Annotated in this window: 19 protein-coding genes and 1 tRNA gene; 14 read left to right on the forward strand and 6 right to left on the reverse strand. The window is 68.3% G+C overall.

What is annotated here, in order from left to right; genetic code table 11:
* Positions 1-384: an Mth938-like domain-containing protein gene (locus tag FHS98_RS07980; protein WP_167102606.1), complete on the forward strand. Its 384-nt coding sequence runs from the start codon at positions 1-3 to the stop codon at positions 382-384.
* Here FHS98_RS07980 and FHS98_RS07985 read toward each other — a convergent pair.
* Entirely contained in the window at positions 381-1,547 is a 1,167-nt protein-coding gene (locus FHS98_RS07985) for a glycosyltransferase (RefSeq protein WP_167102610.1), read from the reverse strand. The genes FHS98_RS07980 and FHS98_RS07985 overlap by 4 nt on opposite strands.
* 126 nt (positions 1,548-1,673) lie before the next feature.
* Here FHS98_RS07985 and FHS98_RS07990 point away from each other — a divergent pair, with 126 nt between their 5' ends.
* The 3 genes from FHS98_RS07990 (at position 1,674) to FHS98_RS08000 (ending at position 5,304) form a co-directional block, all read left to right on the forward strand.
* Entirely contained in the window at positions 1,674-2,528 is an 855-nt protein-coding gene (locus FHS98_RS07990) for an outer membrane protein assembly factor BamD (RefSeq protein ID WP_167102613.1), read from the forward strand.
* Positions 2,529-2,608: 80 nt separating this feature from the next.
* Positions 2,609-4,267, forward strand: a complete 1,659-nt coding sequence (gene recN / locus FHS98_RS07995) for a DNA repair protein RecN (RefSeq protein WP_167102617.1) — start codon at positions 2,609-2,611, stop codon at positions 4,265-4,267.
* A 200-nt stretch (positions 4,268-4,467) separates the two neighbouring features.
* A complete protein-coding gene (locus tag FHS98_RS08000) occupies positions 4,468-5,304 on the forward strand; it encodes an alpha/beta fold hydrolase (protein WP_167102622.1) in 837 nt (278 codons plus the stop codon).
* A 173-nt stretch (positions 5,305-5,477) separates the two neighbouring features.
* Here the strand turns inward: FHS98_RS08000 and FHS98_RS08005 are convergent.
* Positions 5,478-5,554: transfer RNA gene (locus FHS98_RS08005), tRNA-Arg, on the reverse strand.
* Between the two features lie 76 nt (positions 5,555-5,630).
* Positions 5,631-7,418 (reverse strand): ABC-F family ATP-binding cassette domain-containing protein, encoded by a 1,788-nt coding sequence (locus tag FHS98_RS08010; RefSeq protein ID WP_167102627.1) that lies wholly within the window; start codon positions 7,416-7,418, stop codon positions 5,631-5,633.
* A 147-nt stretch (positions 7,419-7,565) separates the two neighbouring features.
* Between FHS98_RS08010 and FHS98_RS08015 the strand changes: the two genes are divergently transcribed.
* The 7 genes from FHS98_RS08015 to FHS98_RS08045 all read left to right on the forward strand — a co-directional run bounded on the left by FHS98_RS08015 (position 7,566) and on the right by FHS98_RS08045 (position 13,745).
* Positions 7,566-7,862, forward strand: coding sequence for a hypothetical protein (locus FHS98_RS08015; RefSeq protein WP_208402114.1), 297 nt, complete (start codon positions 7,566-7,568; stop codon positions 7,860-7,862).
* 92 nt (positions 7,863-7,954) lie between these two features.
* Complete coding sequence (locus FHS98_RS08020; RefSeq protein WP_167102633.1) at positions 7,955-8,629, forward strand: response regulator transcription factor; 675 nt, start codon at positions 7,955-7,957, stop codon at positions 8,627-8,629.
* A gap of 154 nt (positions 8,630-8,783) precedes the next feature.
* Positions 8,784-10,091: a sensor histidine kinase gene (locus FHS98_RS08025; RefSeq protein ID WP_208402147.1), complete on the forward strand. Its 1,308-nt coding sequence runs from the start codon at positions 8,784-8,786 to the stop codon at positions 10,089-10,091.
* A 135-nt stretch (positions 10,092-10,226) separates the two neighbouring features.
* Complete coding sequence (locus FHS98_RS08030; protein WP_167102638.1) at positions 10,227-11,207, forward strand: glutathione S-transferase family protein; 981 nt, start codon at positions 10,227-10,229, stop codon at positions 11,205-11,207.
* Between the two features lie 99 nt (positions 11,208-11,306).
* Positions 11,307-11,978: a glutathione S-transferase family protein gene (locus tag FHS98_RS08035; RefSeq protein ID WP_208402148.1), complete on the forward strand. Its 672-nt coding sequence runs from the start codon at positions 11,307-11,309 to the stop codon at positions 11,976-11,978.
* Positions 11,979-12,043: 65 nt separating this feature from the next.
* Positions 12,044-12,457, forward strand: a complete 414-nt coding sequence (locus FHS98_RS08040; protein ID WP_167102642.1) for a VOC family protein — start codon at positions 12,044-12,046, stop codon at positions 12,455-12,457.
* A 94-nt stretch (positions 12,458-12,551) separates the two neighbouring features.
* On the forward strand, positions 12,552-13,745 hold the full coding sequence (locus FHS98_RS08045; RefSeq protein WP_167102647.1) for an MFS transporter: 1,194 nt from the start codon (positions 12,552-12,554) through the stop codon (positions 13,743-13,745).
* Between the two features lie 39 nt (positions 13,746-13,784).
* Here FHS98_RS08045 and FHS98_RS08050 read toward each other — a convergent pair whose 3' ends face one another.
* Complete coding sequence (locus tag FHS98_RS08050; protein ID WP_167102651.1) at positions 13,785-14,534, reverse strand: SDR family oxidoreductase; 750 nt, start codon at positions 14,532-14,534, stop codon at positions 13,785-13,787.
* 131 nt (positions 14,535-14,665) lie between these two features.
* Between FHS98_RS08050 and FHS98_RS08055 the strand changes: the two genes are divergently transcribed.
* Positions 14,666-15,580, forward strand: a complete 915-nt coding sequence (locus FHS98_RS08055) for a LysR family transcriptional regulator (RefSeq protein WP_167102654.1) — start codon at positions 14,666-14,668, stop codon at positions 15,578-15,580.
* Here the strand turns inward: FHS98_RS08055 and FHS98_RS08060 are convergent.
* Positions 15,577-16,023, reverse strand: a complete 447-nt coding sequence (locus FHS98_RS08060; protein ID WP_167102657.1) for an Rrf2 family transcriptional regulator — start codon at positions 16,021-16,023, stop codon at positions 15,577-15,579. The genes FHS98_RS08055 and FHS98_RS08060 overlap by 4 nt on opposite strands.
* A gap of 108 nt (positions 16,024-16,131) precedes the next feature.
* Here FHS98_RS08060 and FHS98_RS19055 point away from each other — a divergent pair, with 108 nt between their 5' ends.
* Both FHS98_RS19055 and FHS98_RS08075 read left to right on the forward strand, forming a co-directional pair.
* Positions 16,132-16,818 (forward strand): TehB-like domain-containing protein, encoded by a 687-nt coding sequence (locus FHS98_RS19055; RefSeq protein WP_341786042.1) that lies wholly within the window; start codon positions 16,132-16,134, stop codon positions 16,816-16,818.
* Between the two features lie 158 nt (positions 16,819-16,976).
* The gene (locus FHS98_RS08075; protein WP_167102660.1) at positions 16,977-17,450 is read left to right on the forward strand and encodes a hypothetical protein; all 474 of its coding nucleotides are present in this window, start codon (positions 16,977-16,979) and stop codon (positions 17,448-17,450) included.
* A gap of 76 nt (positions 17,451-17,526) precedes the next feature.
* Here the strand turns inward: FHS98_RS08075 and FHS98_RS08080 are convergent, their stop codons facing one another.
* Positions 17,527-17,931 (reverse strand): cupin domain-containing protein, encoded by a 405-nt coding sequence (locus tag FHS98_RS08080; RefSeq protein WP_167102663.1) that lies wholly within the window; start codon positions 17,929-17,931, stop codon positions 17,527-17,529.
* Positions 17,932-18,010 lie beyond the last annotated feature (79 nt).

The raw sequence follows: 18,010 nt of genomic DNA on the forward strand, positions 1-18,010 counted from the left end.
ATGGCGAAATTCTCCCCCGATCCCGTCGCCGCCGGCCCGGCCATTCGCGGCTTTTCCGGCGGCGGCTTCAGGATCGACGAGCAGGTCTATGCCGAGGGCGTGCTGCTGACCCCGGAGACGGCGGTGGCGTGGCAGGCGCCGGCGGTCGACGCGCTCGACCTTGACGCCATCGCGCCGCTGCTGGCGCGCGAGCCGGCGGCCGAATTTCTCCTGCTCGGCACCGGGGCGGCGCTGCGCCGTCCGTCGCCCGCCTTCGCCGCCGCGCTGGAGGCGAAGGGCATCGGGCTCGAGGTGATGGACAGTCGCGCCGCCGCCCATGCCTGGGGCGTGCTGCGCGCCGAGGGCCGCGAGATCGTCGCCGCGCTGATGCGGCTGGACCGCTAGCGCCCCGCCAGTCCGGCGAGGTGATCGCGCAGCGCCAGCGCGTTCGCATCCCATGTGAAACGCTCGGCCGCCGCGCGGACGGAGGCCGGGTCCGGCGGGAAGGCGAGCAGGTCCGCCACGGCCGCCGCGATCGCCGCCGGATCGCGCGCGACGATTCGCCCGGCGGCGGGCCGGTCGACCAGTTCCCGCGCGCCGCCCACGTCGCTGATGACCACCGGCGTGCCGCAGGCGAGCGATTCGACCCAGGCGTTGGCCAGCCCCTCCGACGAGGACGCCAGCACGCCGACATCGGCCGCCGCCGCGAGCGCGGGCAGCGCCTCATGCGGGCGGGGGCCGAGCAGCATCACCCGGTCGCTCAGCCCCCGTGCCGCCGCTTGGGCCTCCAGCGCGGCGCGTTCGGGGCCTTGGCCGACGATCATCAGCGTGCCGCGCGGCAGCCGCGCCAGCGCCTCGATGACGAGCGCATGGCCCTTGCGCGGGATCAGTGCCCCGACCGACAGCAGCAGCGGCCCAGAGATGCCCAGAGCGGCCTTGGCGGCCTCGCGATCCGCCACAGGGCGGAAGCGGGCGAGGTCGACGCCGGTATAATGGATGCGGATGCGCTCGCCCGGCAGGCCCAGCGCCACCATGTCGTTGCGCAGCGCCGCGCTCACCGCGAGCATTCCCGCCGCGCCGCGCCCGGCATCGGCGACCTGCCCGCGCGTCCAGTGCCGGCGGCCCCAATGGTGGATGTCGGCGCCGCGGGCCTTGATCGAGACGGGCACGCCCAGCGCCTCGCCCAGCCGGGTCGCGGCCGGGCCGTCGGGGAAGAAGAATTCCGCGTCGATCACGTCGAAGGGGAAGCGCCGGCGCATGTCGGTCAGGAACGGGGTCAGCGCGCGCACCATCGCGCCCGGATTGAAACCGCCCAGCCCCGGCATCGCGGTGAAGCGCGGGCGGTGGAGGGGGAGGCCCTTCCACATCTCGTCCGCCGGCAGCGTCGCGAGCGCCTTCCAGCGCGGATGGCGGGCGAGCGGCCCCGGCGGCAGGCCCACCGGCGCCACCACCTCCACCTCCACGCCGGGCAGGCCTGCGAGGCCCAATGTCTGCCGTTCGACGAACACGCCGAAGGTCGGCCGTGTCTCGTCCGGGAACAGGGTGGAGAGGGTCAGCACGCGCAACATGGCTCGCCTTGTGCCATCAAACCGTTAAGAGCGCATTCAGGCCGGCAGCGAAACTGTCCGGCCTCGCCATCGGCCCATCATCCGGGCCGCTTCCCTCATTCGGATCGAGCCGCTAAGAGCATCGTCATGCTGCGTTCCGCCACCCGCCCGCTCCTCCTCGTGGCCCTTGCCGCGATCGCCTTTGCGCCCCTCGCCAGTTGTGCCGGCGGCGGCAAGAAGAAGGCGGATACCCGCTTCATCGCCCGCGATGTGGACACGCTCTACACGCTGGCCCGCGATCGTCTGGACCGGCGCCAATACAAGATCGCCGCCCAGCTCTTCGACGAGGTGGAGCGCCAGCATCCCTATTCGATCTGGGCGCGCCGCGCCGAGCTGATGAGCGCCTACAGCTATTATCTGGCGCGCGACTACAACGCCTCGATCGCCTCGGCGCAGCGCTTCCTGTCCATCCACCCCGGCAACCGCGACGCGCCCTACGCCTATTACCTGATCGCGATCGATTATTACGAGCAGATCAACGACGTCACCCGCGACCAGAAGATCACCCAGCAGGCGCTCGACGCGCTGGGCGAACTGATCCGCCGCTACCCGGATTCGCGCTACGCCGCCGATGCCCGCCTCAAGACCGATCTCGTCAACGATCACCTCGCCGGCAAGGAGATGGAGATCGGCCGCTTCTACCAGCGGCGCGGCCAGTGGCTGGCGGCGATCATCCGCTTCCGCGTCGTGGTCGACAAATATCAGACGACCACCCACGTCCCCGAGGCGCTGGAGCGGCTGACCGAATCCTATCTCGGGCTGGGCGTGCCGGTGGAGGCCGAGAAGGCCGCCGCGGTGCTGGGCAACAACTATCCCGGCTCCAAATGGTATCAGCGCGCCTACACGCTCATCACCAAGAAGGCGCCCCAGACGGTGGGCCGCCATCACGGCCAGCATGAGCCCAGGCAGAAGAAGCACCACAAGGACAAGTCGGAGAAGTGAGCCCCGGCGGGCGAGCGCCTGCCGATGCTTTTTGTTCATGGCCTGTTCTCATTCGCGCGATGATCGCGTAGAGAGGGGCCATGCTGATCCGTCTCGCCATCCGCGACGTCGTGCTGATCGAGGCGCTGGACCTCGATTTCACCGCGGGTCTCGGCGCGCTTACCGGCGAGACGGGGGCGGGCAAGTCGATCCTGCTCGATGCGCTCGGGCTGGTGCTCGGCCAGCGGGCGGACAGCGGGCTGGTGCGCCACGGCGCGTCGCAGGCGGTCGTCACCGCGAGCTTTGATCCGGGTGAGGATGCGGTCGTGGCCGGCCTGCTCGCCGAAAACGGGCTGACGGGCGAACCCGGCGAGCCGCTGATCGTGCGGCGCATCGTGAAGGCCGATGGCGGCAGCCGTGCCAGCATCAACGACCAGCCCGCCTCCGCCGCGCTGCTGCGCGAACTGGGCGGGCGGCTGGTCGAGATCCACGGCCAGCATGACGATCGCGGCTTGCTCAACGCGCGCGGCCATCGCGCGCTGCTCGATGCTTTCGGTCGCTTCGATCTCGCGCCGCTCGGCGAGGCCCACGCCCGCTGGCGCGCCGCCGAGGCCGGGCTGGCGCAGGCGCGGGCCGATCTCGAAGGCGCCGAGCGGGATCGCGAATGGCTGGAACATGCCGTCCGCGAGTTGACCACGCTGGCTCCCGAGCCCGGCGAGGAGGAGGTGCTCGCCGGGGAGCGCGCCGCCATGCAGAAGGGCGCGCGGCTGGCCGAGGATATGGCCGGCGTCTCCCAGCATCTCGATGGATCGGACGGCGCGCTGGCGGCGCTGCGGCAGGCGGCGCGGCGGCTCGACCGGGTGGCGCACGAGCATGAGGCGCTGGCCTCCGCGCTGGCCGCGCTCGACCGCGCGGTGATCGAGGCGGCCGAGGCCGGGGAGGCGCTGGAGGCGGCGGCACAGGCGCTCGCCTTCGATCCCGAGCGGCTCGACCGGATCGAGACGCGGCTGTTCGATCTGCGCGGGGTGGCGCGCAAGCATCGCGTCCAGCCCGACGAACTCGCGGCGCTGGCGGAGGAGCTGTCCGAGCGCCTGGCCCGCATCGAGGCGGGGGGCGAGGGGCTGGCGGCGCTGGAGCGCGCCGTGAAGGCCGCCCGCGCGGTCTATGAAGAGGAAGCGGGCGCGCTGTCGGCCGCGCGGCATGAGGCGGCGGGGCGGCTCGACCGGGCGGTGGCGGAGGAGCTGGCGCCGCTCAAGCTCGACGCCGCGCGATTCCGCACCTCGATCGAGCGGCTGCCCGAATCGCAATGGAGCGCCGAGGGGCGCGACCGGGTGGAGTTCCTGATCTCGACTAATCCGGGCGCCCCCTTCGCGCCGCTGGCCAAGATCGCGTCCGGCGGCGAGCTGTCGCGCTTCATCCTCGCGCTCAAGGTGTCGCTGGCGGAGGCGGCGGGCGCGCGCACGATGATCTTCGACGAGATCGACCGGGGCGTCGGCGGCGCGGTGGCCTCGGCGATCGGCGATCGGCTGGCGCGGCTCTCGGCCAAGGCGCAGTTGCTGGTGGTGACGCACAGCCCGCAGGTGGCGGCGCGCGCGGATCGGCAACTGCTCATCGCCAAGAGCCATGACGGCACCGTCACGCGCACCGGCGTCCGCCTGCTCGACGCGGCCGAGCGGCGCGAGGAGATCGCGCGGATGCTCTCCGGCGCCGAAGTGACCGACGAAGCGCGCGCGCAGGCCGGGCGGCTGCTGGTCGCCTGAAACGGGGGACGGCCTGGCGCGAAAGGGCGAAGATGTTTCCCCGATCTCAGCCCCTGGAGAATGAAGAAAGCGGTCTTGCCAAGGGGCGGATCGGCCATTTACGGACCGGTCGCCCTGCGCATGGCAGATATTCCGATCGTGCGCACGGCATTCGATATTGCACCATTCTTTATCTCCATCATCGAAAGAGGAAAGCGATCATGGCCGACGGCACTTTCACCACCAAAGACGGCACGATCATTTCCTACAAGGACTGGGGTTCGAAGGATGCCCAGCCGCTCGTCTTCCATCATGGGTGGCCGCTCAGCGCCGATGACTGGGATGCGCAGATGATGTTCTTCCTGGAGAAGGGCTATCGGGTGATCGCGCACGACCGGCGCGGCCATGGCCGTTCGAGCCAGACCGACACCGGCAACGAGATGGACACCTATGCGGCCGACGTCATCGAGCTGGCGGCGAAGCTGGATCTCCGCAACGCCATCCATATCGGCCACTCCACCGGCGGCGGCGAGGTTGCCCGCTACGTCGCGCGCGCCGAGCCGGGCCGCGTTGCCAAGGCGGTCCTAATCGGTGCCGTCCCGCCGCTGATGCTGAAGACCGAGGCCAATCCCGGCGGGCTGCCGATCGAGGTGTTCGACGGTTTCCGCGCCGCTCTGGTCGCCAATCGGGCGCAGTTCTTCCACGATGTGCCGGCCGGCCCCTTCTACGGCTTCAACCGCGAGGGTGCGCAGGTGAAAGAGGGCATTATCCTCAATTGGTGGCGGCAGGGCATGATGGGCGGCGCCAAGGCCCATTATGACTGCATCAAGGCCTTCTCCGAAACGGACTTCACCGGGGATCTGAAGGCGATCGAGGTGCCTGTGCTGGTGATGCACGGGACGGACGATCAGGTCGTGCCTTATGCCGATTCCGCCCCTCTTTCGGTGAAGCTCCTGAGGAACGGGACGCTCAAGAGCTACGAAGGCCTGCCGCATGGCATGTGTACGACCCACGCCGACATCATCAACGCCGATCTGCTCGCGTTCATCCAGGGCTGAACGCCTGCTTTCGATCACCGGGCGCGACAGGGCGCCCGGTGAGTGGCGGTGTCGTCCGGCCGCACCGGCGACGCCGACCGGCGGAATATTCGTGCAGGCGATGGATGTCCGCGCGTCGGGTCGTCGCGGGAGATGCTCCCATCGACGATCGCGATCGTAATTGCGGGGGAAATTGGCGCGCCCGGAACGATTCGAACGTCCGACCCTCAGATTCGTAGTCTGATGCTCTATCCAGCTGAGCTACGGGCGCGCTGTGGAGGCGGGCTGTTAGATCGGCTGGGGGCGGACTGCAACCCTTTTGTCGCCATCCGCCCCAAAATTGTCGCTCAGCCCAGATTGTCCGCCATCTCCGCCAGCTCCAGCCAGCGCATCTCGGCGGCGTCCTTCTTCTCGCGCGTGGTCTCGATCGCCTTCATCAGCGTGTCGAATCGCGTCGGGTTCTTGGCGAAGAGATCGGGATCGGCCAGCGCCGCCTCGTCGCGGGCGATGGCGGCTTCCAGCTTCTCGATCTCGCCCGGCAGCATGTCGAAGTCGCGCTGGTCCTTGTAGCTGAGCTTGGACTTTTTCGGCGGCGCGGCGGCGGCCTGTGGCGCATCTGCTTTGGGAGCAGAGGGGCGCTTCGGTTCCGCCTTGGGTGCGCGGCGCTTGGCCCAGTCGTCATAGCCGCCGACCACCACATCGACCTTGCCCGAGCCGTCGAGGCCGAGCGTGATCGTCACGGTGCGGTCAAGGAAGTCGCGGTCGTGGCTGACGAGCAGGACGGTGCCGTCATAGTCCGAGATCACCTCCTGCAAGAGGTCCAGCGTCTCCATGTCGAGATCGTTGGTCGGCTCGTCGAGCACCAGCAGGTTGGACGCACGGGCGAACTCGCGGGCGAGCAGCAGGCGCGAGCGCTCGCCGCCGCTGAGCGAGCCGATCTTGGCCTCGGCGATCGAGGGATCGAACAGGAACTCCTTGAGATAGCCCTGCACATGCTTCTTGGTGCCGAGCACGTCGATCCAGTCGCCGCCGTCGGCCAGCACGTCGCGGACGCGCTTCTCGGGCGCCATCAGCTTGCGTTGCTGGTCGATGACGACGCCGTTCAGCGTCTTGGCCTGCACGATCGTGCCCTCGTCGGGCTGGATCTCGCCGGTGAGCAGCTTGAGCAGCGTGGACTTGCCAGCACCATTCGCGCCGACGATGCCGATCCGGTCGCCGCGCTGCACGCGCAGCGTGAAATCCTTGATGATCGTGCGATCACCGAAGCGCTTGGTCACGCCCTTGGCGTCGATGACGGTCTTGGAGCGCGCGTCGTCGGTCGCGGTGGCGAGCGCGGCGGTGCCTTGCGGTCCGACCATCGCCTTCCTCGCGGCGCGCATCTCCATCAGCTTGGCGAGCCGGCCCTGGTTGCGGCGGCGGCGCGCCGTCACGCCTCGCTGGAGCCAATGCTCCTCCAGCTTCAGCTTCGCGTCGAGGCGCTGGGCGTTGCGCTCCTCCTCGGCATAGACCTGCTCGGTCCACGCTTCGAAGCCGCCATAGCCGATCTCGGCACGGCGCACGCCGCCACGGTCCAGCCACAGCGTCTGGCGGGTGAGGCGGGTGAGGAAGGCGCGGTCGTGGCTGATGACGACGAAGGCGCCGGTGAAGCGCGCCAGCCACTCCTCCAGCCACTCGATCGCGGCGAGGTCGAGATGGTTGGTCGGCTCGTCGAGCAGCAGCACGTCGGGCTCCTGCGCCAGCGCGCGGCAGATCGCGGCGCGTCGGCGCTCGCCGCCCGATGCAGTGTCGGAGGAGCGGTCGAGATCGATGCCGAGCTGGTCGGCGATCGCCTCCACTTCGTGCGGCAGCGGCGCGTCGGGGGCGGAGAGGGCGTAATCGCGCAGCGTCGCGAAGCCGGTCAGCGCCGGCTCCTGTTCCAGCAGGATGACGCGCGTGCCGGGCACGATGGTGCGGCGGCCCTCGTCCGAATCGAGCTTGCCGGCGATCAGCTTCAGCAGCGTCGTCTTGCCCGCGCCGTTGCGGCCGATCAGCGCGAGGCGGTCGCGCTGGCCGATGTGGATGTCGAGGTGCCGGAAGAGCCAGCCGGAGCCCTGGACGACGCCAAGGTCTTCATAGGAAAGAACGGGTGCAGCCATGATGGTGCGGAGCTAGGGCATGACGCGCCGAAATGGTAGCCATGCGATGCGCCGGGGCCACAGCCCGTCGAGAATGGCGTCTGTCCCAATATGGGCTCGGCATTCACGGCTTGTTCAAGCCTTCATGGCTATGCGAGCCCCATGCGGATGAGACGGTATCTGTTGTGTGTGCCTTTGCTCGTCGTCGGCCTGTCGGCCGCCGATGCCGGCCCGCGCCGTCCGCCCGACCAGTATCGCGCGCGCGAGGCGATGCGCGAGGGCGCGCGCCCGTTGCGCGATATCCAGCAGCAGTGGCAGCACGGGATGCGCGGCTACGACTATCTCGGTTCGGACTATGACGCGGGCTCGGGCAATTACCGGTTGAAGTTCATGCGCGACGGATCGGTGAGCTGGATCGACGTGGATGGCCGTACCGGCCAGGAGGTTGGCCGCTCGCCCCGCTGAGGGCTTTCCGGGCCGCGCAACCCACTCGTTGCTTGCCCGTTCATCTTTGCCGCGCCAGATAGGCGGCAAGGAACAGGGAAAGGCCCAGGCACATGCGCATTCTCGTCGTCGAGGACGAACCCACGCTCGGGCGGCAGCTCCGGGCCACGCTGGAGGGCGCGGGCTATGCCGTCGATCTCGCGACCGATGGCGAGGACGGGCATTATCTGGGCTCCACCGAGAATTATGACGCGATCATCCTCGATCTCGGACTGCCCGAGGTCGACGGGCTGACCGTGCTCGACCGCTGGCGCAAGGAGGGCAAGGACATGCCCGTGCTCGTGCTGACCGCGCGCGATAGCTGGTCGGATAAGGTGGCGGGCCTCGATGCCGGCGCCGACGACTATCTCGCCAAGCCGTTCCAGACCGAAGAGCTGATCGCCCGCCTGCGCGCGCTGATCCGCCGGGCGTCGGGCAATGCCTCCTCCGAGCTGGTGGCGGGCGATGTCCGCCTCGACACGCGCTCGGGCAAGGTGACCAAGGCGGGCGAGCCGGTGAAGCTCACCGCGCAGGAATATAAGCTGCTCAGCTACCTGATGCACCACAAGGGCAAGGTGGTGAGCCGCACCGAGCTGATCGAGCATATCTACGATCAGGATTTCGATCGCGACTCCAACACCATCGAAGTGTTCGTGACGCGCATCCGCAAGAAGCTCGGCACCGATATCATCACCACCATCCGGGGGCTGGGCTACAGCCTTGAAGAGTCCGACGCCGCCAACGCCTGAGCCCGGCCCGGACGCCGCGCCCGCCGGCGATCCCCGCCGGCGCGAGCGCTGGTGGATCGGCCCGCTCAACATGCTGCGCATCATCGCCTTCCTGCGCCCACGGGGCCGGGAATGGCGGGGCAGCGCGCGGATCACGGGGTCGCTCACCCGCCGCATGATCGGCATGGCGGCGCTGTGGATCATGCTGCTGCTCGCCGGCGGCGACGTGGCGCTGGACCGCGTGCTGACCGGCGCGATCACGCGGAATTTCGACGATTCGCTCCAATATGTGCTGAACTCGATGATCCTCCAGTCGGAGATCGGGCCGGACGGGGAGGTGCGCTTCAGCCGCCCGCTCGCCGACCAGCGCTTCCTGGAGCCCTATTCGGGCCTCTACTGGCAGGTGTCCGGCAAGGGGCATGACGTCTTCCCGTCCCGCTCGCTGTGGGACCAGACGCTCAGCGTCGACATGGCCCACGCCTATCCCGACATCCACGCCTATGACAGCCAGCAGTTCCGCGACGAGCCGCTGCGCGTGGTCGAGCGCGACGTGAAGCTGCCGGGATCGTCGGTGACGTGGCGCTTCCAGGTCGCGCAGAGCCGTGACGTGCTGGACGGCCAGATCAAGGTGCTGCGCCGGACGATGATCCGCAGCTTCGCCATCCTCGGGCTTGGCCTCATCCTGCTGTCGGCGCTCCAGATCGTCTATGGCCTGTGGCCGCTGCGCCGGGTGCGCCTCGCGATCGCGGCGGTGCGCTCGGGACGGGCGGCGCGGGTCGACGTCGCGCTGCCGCTTGAGATCCGCCCGATGGTGGAGGAGCTGAACGACCTGCTCGCCCACAACGAGAAACAGGCCGAGGAGGCGCGCACCCATGCCGGCAACCTCGCCCATGCGCTGAAGACGCCGCTGACCGTCGTGATGAACGCGGTGACGGCGGGCGCGCCCGATCTGCCGCAGACGGTGATGCGCGAGGCGCGGACGATGCGCCGGCAGGTGGACCATCACCTCGCCCGCGCCCGCGCCGTCGGCCGGCGCGGATCGGCGCAGAGCCGCGCGGATGTCTGGGCCTCGCTGACGGCGGTGAGCCATGCGGTCGACCGGCTCTTCCCGGAGGTGGTGATCGATCTGGACGGCACGCGCGGCCTCGCGGTCCGGGTGGAGCGGCAGGATCTGGACGAACTGCTCGGCAACCTCATCGAGAATGCCGCCAAATATGGCGGCGGGCGCGTGTTCGTGACCGTGCAGCAGCAGGACGACCGCGTCGAGATACTGGTCGAGGACGACGGGCGCGGCATCCCCGAGGCGGAGCGCGAGAAGATCTTCGAGCGCGGCGCCCGGCTCGACACCGGCAAGCCGGGCACCGGCCTCGGCCTCGCCATCGTGCGCGACGTGGCGGAGATATACGGCGGGCAGGTGGCGCTGGAAGAGAGCGAGGATCTGGGCGGGCTGCTCGTGCGGCTCGGCCTGCCGCTCAGCACCTGACGGGCGATCGTTCAGGAAAACGGAACGCGGCGATCAGTCGCGGGCCATCGATATGGCCAAACATGCTGGGTAGACGGCCCCATTCCCCGCACCCCTGACAAGGGCGAGGCGGATATCCCTTGCGGAGTGACGGATATGGGCATGCTCGTCGACGGTCAGTGGCACGATGTCTGGTACGAGACCAAGTCGACCGGCGGGCGCTTCGTCCGCAAGGATGCGGCCTTCCGCAACTGGATCACCGCCGACGGCAGCGCCGGGCCGAGCGGCGAGGGCGGGTTCAAGGCCGAGCCCGGCCGCTATCATCTCTATGTCTCGCTCGCCTGCCCCTGGGCGCACCGCGCGCTCCTGCTGCGCGCGTTCAAGGGGCTGGAGGAGATGATTTCCGTCTCGGTGGTGAACTGGCTGATGCTGGAGAAGGGCTGGACCTTCGCCGACGCCCCCGGCGTGGTGCCCGATCCGATCCACAACGCGCGCTTCCTGCACGAGGTCTATACCGCCGCCGATCCTTCTTACACCGGCCGCTCCACGGTGCCGATCCTGTGGGACAGGCAGCGCGGCACGATCGTCAACAACGAATCCTCCGAGATCATCCGAATGCTGAACTCGGCGTTCGACGGCATCGGCGCGACGCCGGGCGACTATTATCCGCAAGCGCTGCGCGCCGAGATCGATGCGGTGAACGCGCGCGTCTACGACACGCTCAACAACGGCGTCTACAAGGCCGGCTTCGCCACCACGCAGGCGGCCTATGAGGAGGCGGTCTTCCCGCTGTTCGACACGCTCGACTGGCTGGAGGAACGGCTGTCGAAGCGTCGCTGGCTGGTGGGTACGGACATGACCGAGGCGGACATCCGCCTGTTCACGACGCTGATCCGCTTCGACGCGGTCTATGTCGGCCACTTCAAGACCAACCTGCGCCGGATCGCGGATTATCCGCACCTCTCGGCCTATCTGCGCGACATCTACCAGACGCCGGGCGTCGCTCCGACCGTCAACTTCGAGCATATCAGGAAGCATTATTACCAGAGCCATCGGACCATCAATCCGCATGGCGTCGTGCCGGCCGGCCCGGTGCTCGATCTGGACAGCCCGCCCAACCGCGAAACGCTGGGCTGATCCCACCCCATCCCGCGGGCCTCCCCCGGAGGCCCGCCCGACACCCGGTCACGCGGCCCGCGTGCCCGAACCCCTGCCTGCATCCTCAGGAGACCCATGATGCTGAAATTCTATTTCCACCCGTCGCCCAACCCGATGAAGACCGCGCTGCTGCTCGAGGAGCTGGGCCTCGCCTACGAGACCATCAAGGTCGACACCTTCAAGGGCGAGCAGCATGAGGACTGGTTCCACGCGATCAACCCGAACAACAAGGTGCCCGTGATCGTCGATGGCGACACCACCGTGTTCGATTCCAACGGCATCCTGCTCTATCTCGCCGAGAAGCACGGCCAGTTCCTGCCGACCGACGACAAGGCGCGCGGTGCGGCCATCTCTTGGCTGTTCTTCGTGGCGACCGGCCTCTCGCCCTTCTCGGGTCAGGCGGTGCACTTCCTCCACCACGCGCCGGAAAAGCTGCCCTACGCCCAGAACCGCTATCTCAAGGAAGTCGAGCGCCATTATCGCGTCCTCGACGAGCGCCTCGCCACCAACCGCTACCTCGCCGGTGACGAATATAGCATCGCCGACATGGCGCTGTGGGGTTGGGGCAATGCCGCCGGCTACATCCTCGGCGAGAAGGGCCTCACCGACTATCCGAACGTGAAGCGCCTGCACGACGAGATCTCGGCTCGCCCGGCCGCCGCACGCGCCCATGCGATCAAGGAAGCGCTGACGCTGAAGACCGATTTCGACGAGGAAACCCGTCGCGCGCTCTTCCCGCAGAACGCCTGATCCGTCCGGGTCGCGGGCCGGGATCGTTCCGGCTCGCGATCCCTTTCTTTGGGAGGGAGGCGCCGATGAGGCTCCGCTTCAACAATGTCGCGCTGGCCGTTTCCGATCTGGAGCGCGCAGTCGCCTGGTATGGTGACGTGCTGGGCTTCACCCTTGCCGAACGTGGCCGCTTCGACGCCGTGGGCGCCGACTATGCGATGATCGATGGCGCGGGCCTCCGTATCGAACTGGTCTGCCACACCGGTGGCGATTTCACGCCCGTCGACCGCACCGCGCCGCCGCATCATCTCGACGTGCTGGGCTGGAAGGCGCTGGTGCTGGAAATCGACGACCTGCCCGCCGCGACCGCCCGCTTCACCGAACGGGGCGTCGAGATGGTCTGGGCCGAAATGCGGATCTCCGTCGATCGCCGTGGCACGATGTTGCGCGATCCCGACGGCAATCTGATCCATATCTTCGGGCCGCGGGGCCTTATCTGACGCGGCGGCTTTCCCGGCCCCAAGGATAAATGCTGCGACGCGGCATGAAATATGCGATACCCCGGCCGGCCCACATCGTACCCGGAGTTTCGCCATGTCCGCACCGCAGGGAGCGCACGCGCATCCCGGCCTCGTCATGTTCGCGCTGGCGATGGGCGGATTCGCGATCGGGACGACCGAATTCGCCTCGATGAGCCTGCTCCCCTATTTCGCGCGCGGGCTCGGCATCGACGAGCCGACCGCCGGCCATGTCATCAGCGCCTATGCGCTGGGCGTGGTGGTGGGCGCGCCGCTGATCGCGGTGATCGGCGCGAAGCTCGCGCGGCGGACGCAGCTCATCGCGCTGATGGCGATGTTCGCGCTGGGCAATGGCCTCTCCGCCATGGCGCCGAGCTATGGCTGGCTGCTGCTGTTCCGTTTCATCGCGGGGCTTCCGCACGGCGCCTATTTCGGCATCGCCGCGCTGGTCGCGACCGGGCTCGTGCCGCCGAACCGGCGCGCGATGGCGGTCGGGCGGATCATGCTCGGCCTGACAGTCGCCACCGTGATCGGCGTGCCGGCGGCGAGCTGGATCGGGCAGGCGATCGGCTGGCGCTCGGGCTTCGCGATCGTCGCGGGGCTCGCGCTTCTCACCGTCGCGCTCGTCATCCTCTATGCCCCGCGCGACGTGCCGCACGCCGATGCCAGCCCGCTCCGCGAGCTGAGCGCGCTCGGCAAGGTGCAGGTGTGGCTGACGCTGCTGATCGGCGCGGTCGGCTTCGGCGGGCTGTTCGCGGTCTATACCTATCTCGCGACCACGCTGGTGGAGGTGACGCATGTTTCGCCGGGCTTCGTGCCGGTGGTGCTGATGGTGTTCGGCCTCGGCATGACCATCGGCAACATCGTCGTGCCGTGGTTCGCGGACAAGGCGCTGATGCCGACCGCGGGCGGCCTGCTGCTCTTCTCGGCGCTGATGCTGATCCTCTTCCCGCTCGCCGCGCCGCATCTGTGGTGGATGATGGCGGACGTGTTCCTGATCGGCATCGGCGGCGCGCTCGGCACCGCGCTCCAGACGCGATTGATGGATGTCGCCGAACATGCGCAGGCGCTGGCCGCCGCGCTCAACCATTCGGCGTTCAACACCGCCAACGCGCTGGGTCCGTTCCTGGGCGGGCTGGCCATCGATGCCGGGCTGGGCTGGACCTCGACCGGGCCGGTCGGCTGCGCGCTGGCGCTGGGCGGTTTCGCGATCTGGGCGGTGGCCGTGTGGGACGCCAGGCGCCGCGAAGGGCGGCCGGCCATCGCCTGACCGGCCGCCCCTCGCGGGACATTCAGGGGAGGGCGGCGCTCAGAGCGTCGCCATGCCGCCGTCGAGGATGATCTCGGTGCCGAGCGCGAAGCCGCCCTCGTCGGAAGCGAGGAAGATCACCGCGTCCGCGATCTCCTTCGAGCGGCCGTAGCGGCCGAGCGGAATCTGCGCCTTGATCGCATCGCCGATCGCAGCATTCTCCTCGGGCGTCGAGCCGAGACGATCGTGCAGCGGGGTGCGGACCGGGCCGGGGCTCACCGCGTTCACGCGGATGCCGCGACCGACCAGTTCGCCCGAGAGCGTGCGCGCCATCGACAGGAAAGCGGCCTTGGTGGCGGCATAGATGCTCGAACCGGGCATCCCCAGATGCGCGTTGATCGAGGTGTTGAGCACGATCGACGCCGGGTTCGCCAGCACCGGCAGAAGCGCCTGCACGAGGAAATACGGCCCCTTCACATTGATCGCGAAGCTGCGGTCGAACGCGGCTTCCGTCCACTGCTCGACGGGGCCGAAATCGGCGATGCCGGCGTTCAGGAAGGCGATGTCGAGCGTGCCGAAGCGCGCCTTCACCGCATCCGCCACCAGCTTCTGGGCGGCGACGTCGCCTGCATCGGCCTTGAGGACGAGGGCGTCGGGGCCGAGCACACGCTGGGCCTCGGCGATATTGTCCGGGTTGGTGCCCGTGACGATGACGCGGGCGCCCTCCTCGATGAAGCGGCGGGCGGTTTCCAGGCCGATGCCGCTGGTGCCGCCGGTGACGAGCGCGGTCTTGTTGGAGAGACGTGCCATGATGACTTCCTTTCCATCCATTCCGGCTGCCCGATCGCAGCCTCGGCATCGTAAGTAGGCTTCAGGCTATGCTGGATAAATGGGGCGAAACTGCATATATCTTTCAGTAAAACGAAATGATGGGAAGCGCGATGGATCGTCTGCGTGCATTTGAGGTGTTCGCCACGGTGGTGGCCAGAGGCAGTTTCACGCGCGCCGCCGACGCATTGGATACATCGCCCGCCAATGTGACACGCTATGTATCCGAACTGGAAGCATATCTCGGCACCCGGCTGCTCAACCGCACCTCGCGTCGCCTGTCGCTGACCGAGAGCGGCGAGGCGCTCTATGAGCGGGCGAAGTCGATCCTGGAGGATGTCGCCGAGGCGGAGACGATCGCGTCGGCCTCGGCACTCCATCCAAGGGGGCGGCTGCGCATCAACGTGCCGGTGAGCTTCGGGACGAACCATCTCGCGCCGCTCTGGCCGAAGTTCATGGCCCGCCACCCCGATATCGAGCTGGACATCGATCTCAGCGATCGCGTCGTCGATCTGGTGGAGGAGGGCTATGACCTCGCGGTGCGCATCTCGCGCAGCGGGTCGCTTGCCAATGTCGGGCGCAAGCTGGCGGATTCGCGCAACATGCTCTGCGCCTCGCCGGCCTTCCTCGCCCGCGCCGGCACGCCGCAGACGCTGGAGGAGCTGCCCCGCTACAGCTTCCTCGCCTACAGCCTGTGGACGGGCGGGGACACGCTTCCCTTCATCGATGCCCAGGGCAAGACGCATCCGGTCCGCATGAACCCGATCATGCACGCCAACAATGGCGGCACGCTGCGCGCGGCGGCGCTGGCGGGGCTGGGCATCGTCAACCAGCCGACCTTCCTCGTCGGCGAGGATATCCGCGCCGGGCGGCTGGTCGAATTGCTGCCCGACTATCGCCTGCCGGACATCGACATCCTCGCGGTCTACCCCAGCCGGCGGCACCTGAGCCTCAAGGTGCGCGCGATGGTGGATTTCCTCGTCGAATGCTTCCGCGGCACCCCGTCCTGGGATTGCGCCTCGGCCTAGGGCTGCTTGTCGTCCTCGAAGGAGAAGAGGCGGCGCAGATCGAGCCGGTGGTCGAGCAGGTCGACCAGCGAATAATTGTCGAGCACGGTGAGGAAGGCGCGGGTCGCCTCGGCCAGCACGCGCGGCAGGCCGCAGGCCGACTGGATCATGCAGGTCGAGCAGTCGACCAGATCGAAGCCCGCCTCGGTATGGCGGACCAGCTCGCCCAGATTGATGTCCTTGGCCGGCCGGCCCAGCCGGATGCCACCGCCGCGCCCGCGCACCGTCTCCACGAAGCCGGCATGGCCGAGATCCTGCACCACCTTCATCAGGTGATTCTGCGAGATGTCGTAGACCCGCGCGATCTCCGCGATCGACGAGAGCCCGCCGCCATCGCCATCGTCCCGCGAGCCCAGGTGGATCAGCACCCGCATCGCGTAATCGGTGTAGCGCGTCAGTTTCATACCGCTTGCCTAGCCGGAATCGGGCTGTCGCAAAATAACATGTATTTCTATTGCATGTTTCTCTGCCTCAAGATACATGCATCTCAGATGAATGATTAGAGGTGAGTCGTGGAACAGACCCCCATCATCGACGAGGCCGCGCTGCCGGCGCTCATGGATCGCTTCTACGGCCGCGTGCGCGAGGACGCGGAACTGGGGCCGGTGTTCAACAGCATCGTGGAGGACTGGCCGGACCATCTGGAGCGGCTCGCCGCCTTCTGGTCGTCCGTGATGCTGACCACCGGGCGCTACAAGGGCAATCCGATGATGAAGCATCTGATCCATGCCGATCGCATCACGCCCGAACTGTTCCAGCGCTGGCTGGCGATCTGGGAACGGACCACCGCCGAGATGCTTTCGCCCGAAGGCGCCGCCGCCATGCAGGCCAAGGCGCGCCGTATTTCGGAAAATCTCCAACATGCCGTCCGTTTCCGTGGCCCCGCGCAGGCGCCGGTCGCGGCGGAGCCGGCGGCCCCGGCGTCCAGCCCCTACGGATCGTCCCCCGTGTTCGACGCGGAGACGCTGCCGGAGGCGCTGCGCCGGGCGCACTCCACCAAAGCCGGCGTATGGGGCGTGATCCGCGTGCTGGAAGGCGCCGTCTGCTATCATATCGAGGACGGCTCCGTGCCGCCCGCCCTGCTCACGCCTTCCACCCCCGGACTGATCCGGCCCGGCCAGTTGCACCATGTCGAGCCGGTCGGCGCGATGCGGATGCAGGTGGAATTCTACGATCACAGGCCGGCTGTGGCCGCCTGACGATGGCGCGGGGCCGCTCCCGCCATCCACGCCTTGCATCGCCCGGAGGGGCTCTCCCCTCTCCCTCCCCAAACCTCCGGGCGGTGCATCCCGTTGTTTGCGTCCTTCCCTCGCACCTTCTCCGCCGCCCTTCGCGGCGGGCGCACAGGAGACCGGTCATGGACTCTTTCGCTTACGGCTTCGATCGGGACCACGAGCTTCACGGGGTCCATGACGTTCAGCTCGGTCTGCCGCTCTGCCCCACTCCGATTCCGGTCGTCGCCCGGGCGCCGGTGATGGGCGAGGCGGCGGCGCCCGATGTTCCGGCGGCGCTCGGCTGGATGATCCTGGCGGCCTATGGCGCGATCATGGGCGCGTTCCTGACGCTCTACACCGGCAATCTGCGCGCCGCGATGATGGTGGCGATCAGCGGCGCCTATATGGCCGTGTTCTTCGCGGTGCCGATCTTCTTCCTGAAGCAGGAGCCGGCGCGGGCAGGGCGGCCGGGCCTCGCCCGCTTCCTCGATAGGGGGCTGAACACCTGGACGGGGCATATCAACGGCCGCGAGGCGGCGATCCAGATTCTCTCCATCCCCGTGGTGATCGCCTGCGCGGTCACCATCTTCGGAATCATCGCGGCGATCGAACTCTGAGTTTCTCTCCCTGCTCAGCGTTCGCGCGATGAAGCGCCCGGGCCGCTCCCCCCTTCCGGCCCGGGCGCTCTCTTCGTCAGTGGGTGTCGGGGGTGGTCAGCACCTTGTCGGCGCTGTCGACGACGAACACGGCGAGCAGCTTGGCGGGCTTGGTCTTGCTCGCATTCTCGCTGACCTTGTGGTGCGCGCCGGGCGTCTCGTACCAGCTCTCGCCGGCATGATAGACGCGGGCCGGCTCGTCGTTCACCTGGCTGCGGATCTCGCCTTCCAGCACATAGGCATAGATGAAGGCCGAGGAGGCATGATGATGCGCGGGCGACGTGCCTCCCGGCGCATAGCGGACGACCACGGCCTTCAGGGACTTGCCGGGGATGTTCGGGATCGCGTGCGCGAACTGCGGCGTCACCGTGGTGTTCTGGGGCGCGGCGAGCGCGGGCGTCGCCAGCAGGGCGGCGGCGGCGAGAAGGTAATGGTGAGCCATCGGGATTTCTCCTGGGTTGGGGGTTCCGTGGTTCGCGCACGGGCAGTTTCCGAAAAAGAACCAAGACCGGCGTCAATTC

The organism is Sphingomonas oligoaromativorans (assembly GCF_011762195.1).
GTDB classification, from domain to species: Bacteria; Pseudomonadota; Alphaproteobacteria; order Sphingomonadales; family Sphingomonadaceae; genus Solisphingomonas; species Solisphingomonas oligoaromativorans.

Excerpts from the sequence above, each read along its gene's own strand:
- FHS98_RS07980 (WP_167102606.1), top strand. The coding sequence starts at position 1 with ATGGCGAAATTCTCCCCCGATCCCGTCGCCGCCGGCCCGGCCATTCGC.
- FHS98_RS07985 (WP_167102610.1), bottom strand. The coding sequence starts at position 1,547 with ATGTTGCGCGTGCTGACCCTCTCCACCCTGTTCCCGGACGAGACACGG.
- FHS98_RS07990 (WP_167102613.1), top strand. The coding sequence starts at position 1,674 with ATGCTGCGTTCCGCCACCCGCCCGCTCCTCCTCGTGGCCCTTGCCGCG.
- recN (WP_167102617.1), top strand. The coding sequence starts at position 2,609 with ATGCTGATCCGTCTCGCCATCCGCGACGTCGTGCTGATCGAGGCGCTG.
- FHS98_RS08000 (WP_167102622.1), top strand. The coding sequence starts at position 4,468 with ATGGCCGACGGCACTTTCACCACCAAAGACGGCACGATCATTTCCTAC.
- FHS98_RS08010 (WP_167102627.1), bottom strand. The coding sequence starts at position 7,418 with ATGGCTGCACCCGTTCTTTCCTATGAAGACCTTGGCGTCGTCCAGGGC.
- FHS98_RS08015 (WP_208402114.1), top strand. The coding sequence starts at position 7,566 with ATGAGACGGTATCTGTTGTGTGTGCCTTTGCTCGTCGTCGGCCTGTCG.
- FHS98_RS08020 (WP_167102633.1), top strand. The coding sequence starts at position 7,955 with ATGCGCATTCTCGTCGTCGAGGACGAACCCACGCTCGGGCGGCAGCTC.
- FHS98_RS08025 (WP_208402147.1), top strand. The coding sequence starts at position 8,784 with ATGATCGGCATGGCGGCGCTGTGGATCATGCTGCTGCTCGCCGGCGGC.
- FHS98_RS08030 (WP_167102638.1), top strand. The coding sequence starts at position 10,227 with ATGGGCATGCTCGTCGACGGTCAGTGGCACGATGTCTGGTACGAGACC.
- FHS98_RS08035 (WP_208402148.1), top strand. The coding sequence starts at position 11,307 with ATGCTGAAATTCTATTTCCACCCGTCGCCCAACCCGATGAAGACCGCG.
- FHS98_RS08040 (WP_167102642.1), top strand. The coding sequence starts at position 12,044 with ATGAGGCTCCGCTTCAACAATGTCGCGCTGGCCGTTTCCGATCTGGAG.
- FHS98_RS08045 (WP_167102647.1), top strand. The coding sequence starts at position 12,552 with ATGTCCGCACCGCAGGGAGCGCACGCGCATCCCGGCCTCGTCATGTTC.
- FHS98_RS08050 (WP_167102651.1), bottom strand. The coding sequence starts at position 14,534 with ATGGCACGTCTCTCCAACAAGACCGCGCTCGTCACCGGCGGCACCAGC.
- FHS98_RS08055 (WP_167102654.1), top strand. The coding sequence starts at position 14,666 with ATGGATCGTCTGCGTGCATTTGAGGTGTTCGCCACGGTGGTGGCCAGA.
- FHS98_RS08060 (WP_167102657.1), bottom strand. The coding sequence starts at position 16,023 with ATGAAACTGACGCGCTACACCGATTACGCGATGCGGGTGCTGATCCAC.
- FHS98_RS08075 (WP_167102660.1), top strand. The coding sequence starts at position 16,977 with ATGGACTCTTTCGCTTACGGCTTCGATCGGGACCACGAGCTTCACGGG.
- FHS98_RS08080 (WP_167102663.1), bottom strand. The coding sequence starts at position 17,931 with ATGGCTCACCATTACCTTCTCGCCGCCGCCGCCCTGCTGGCGACGCCC.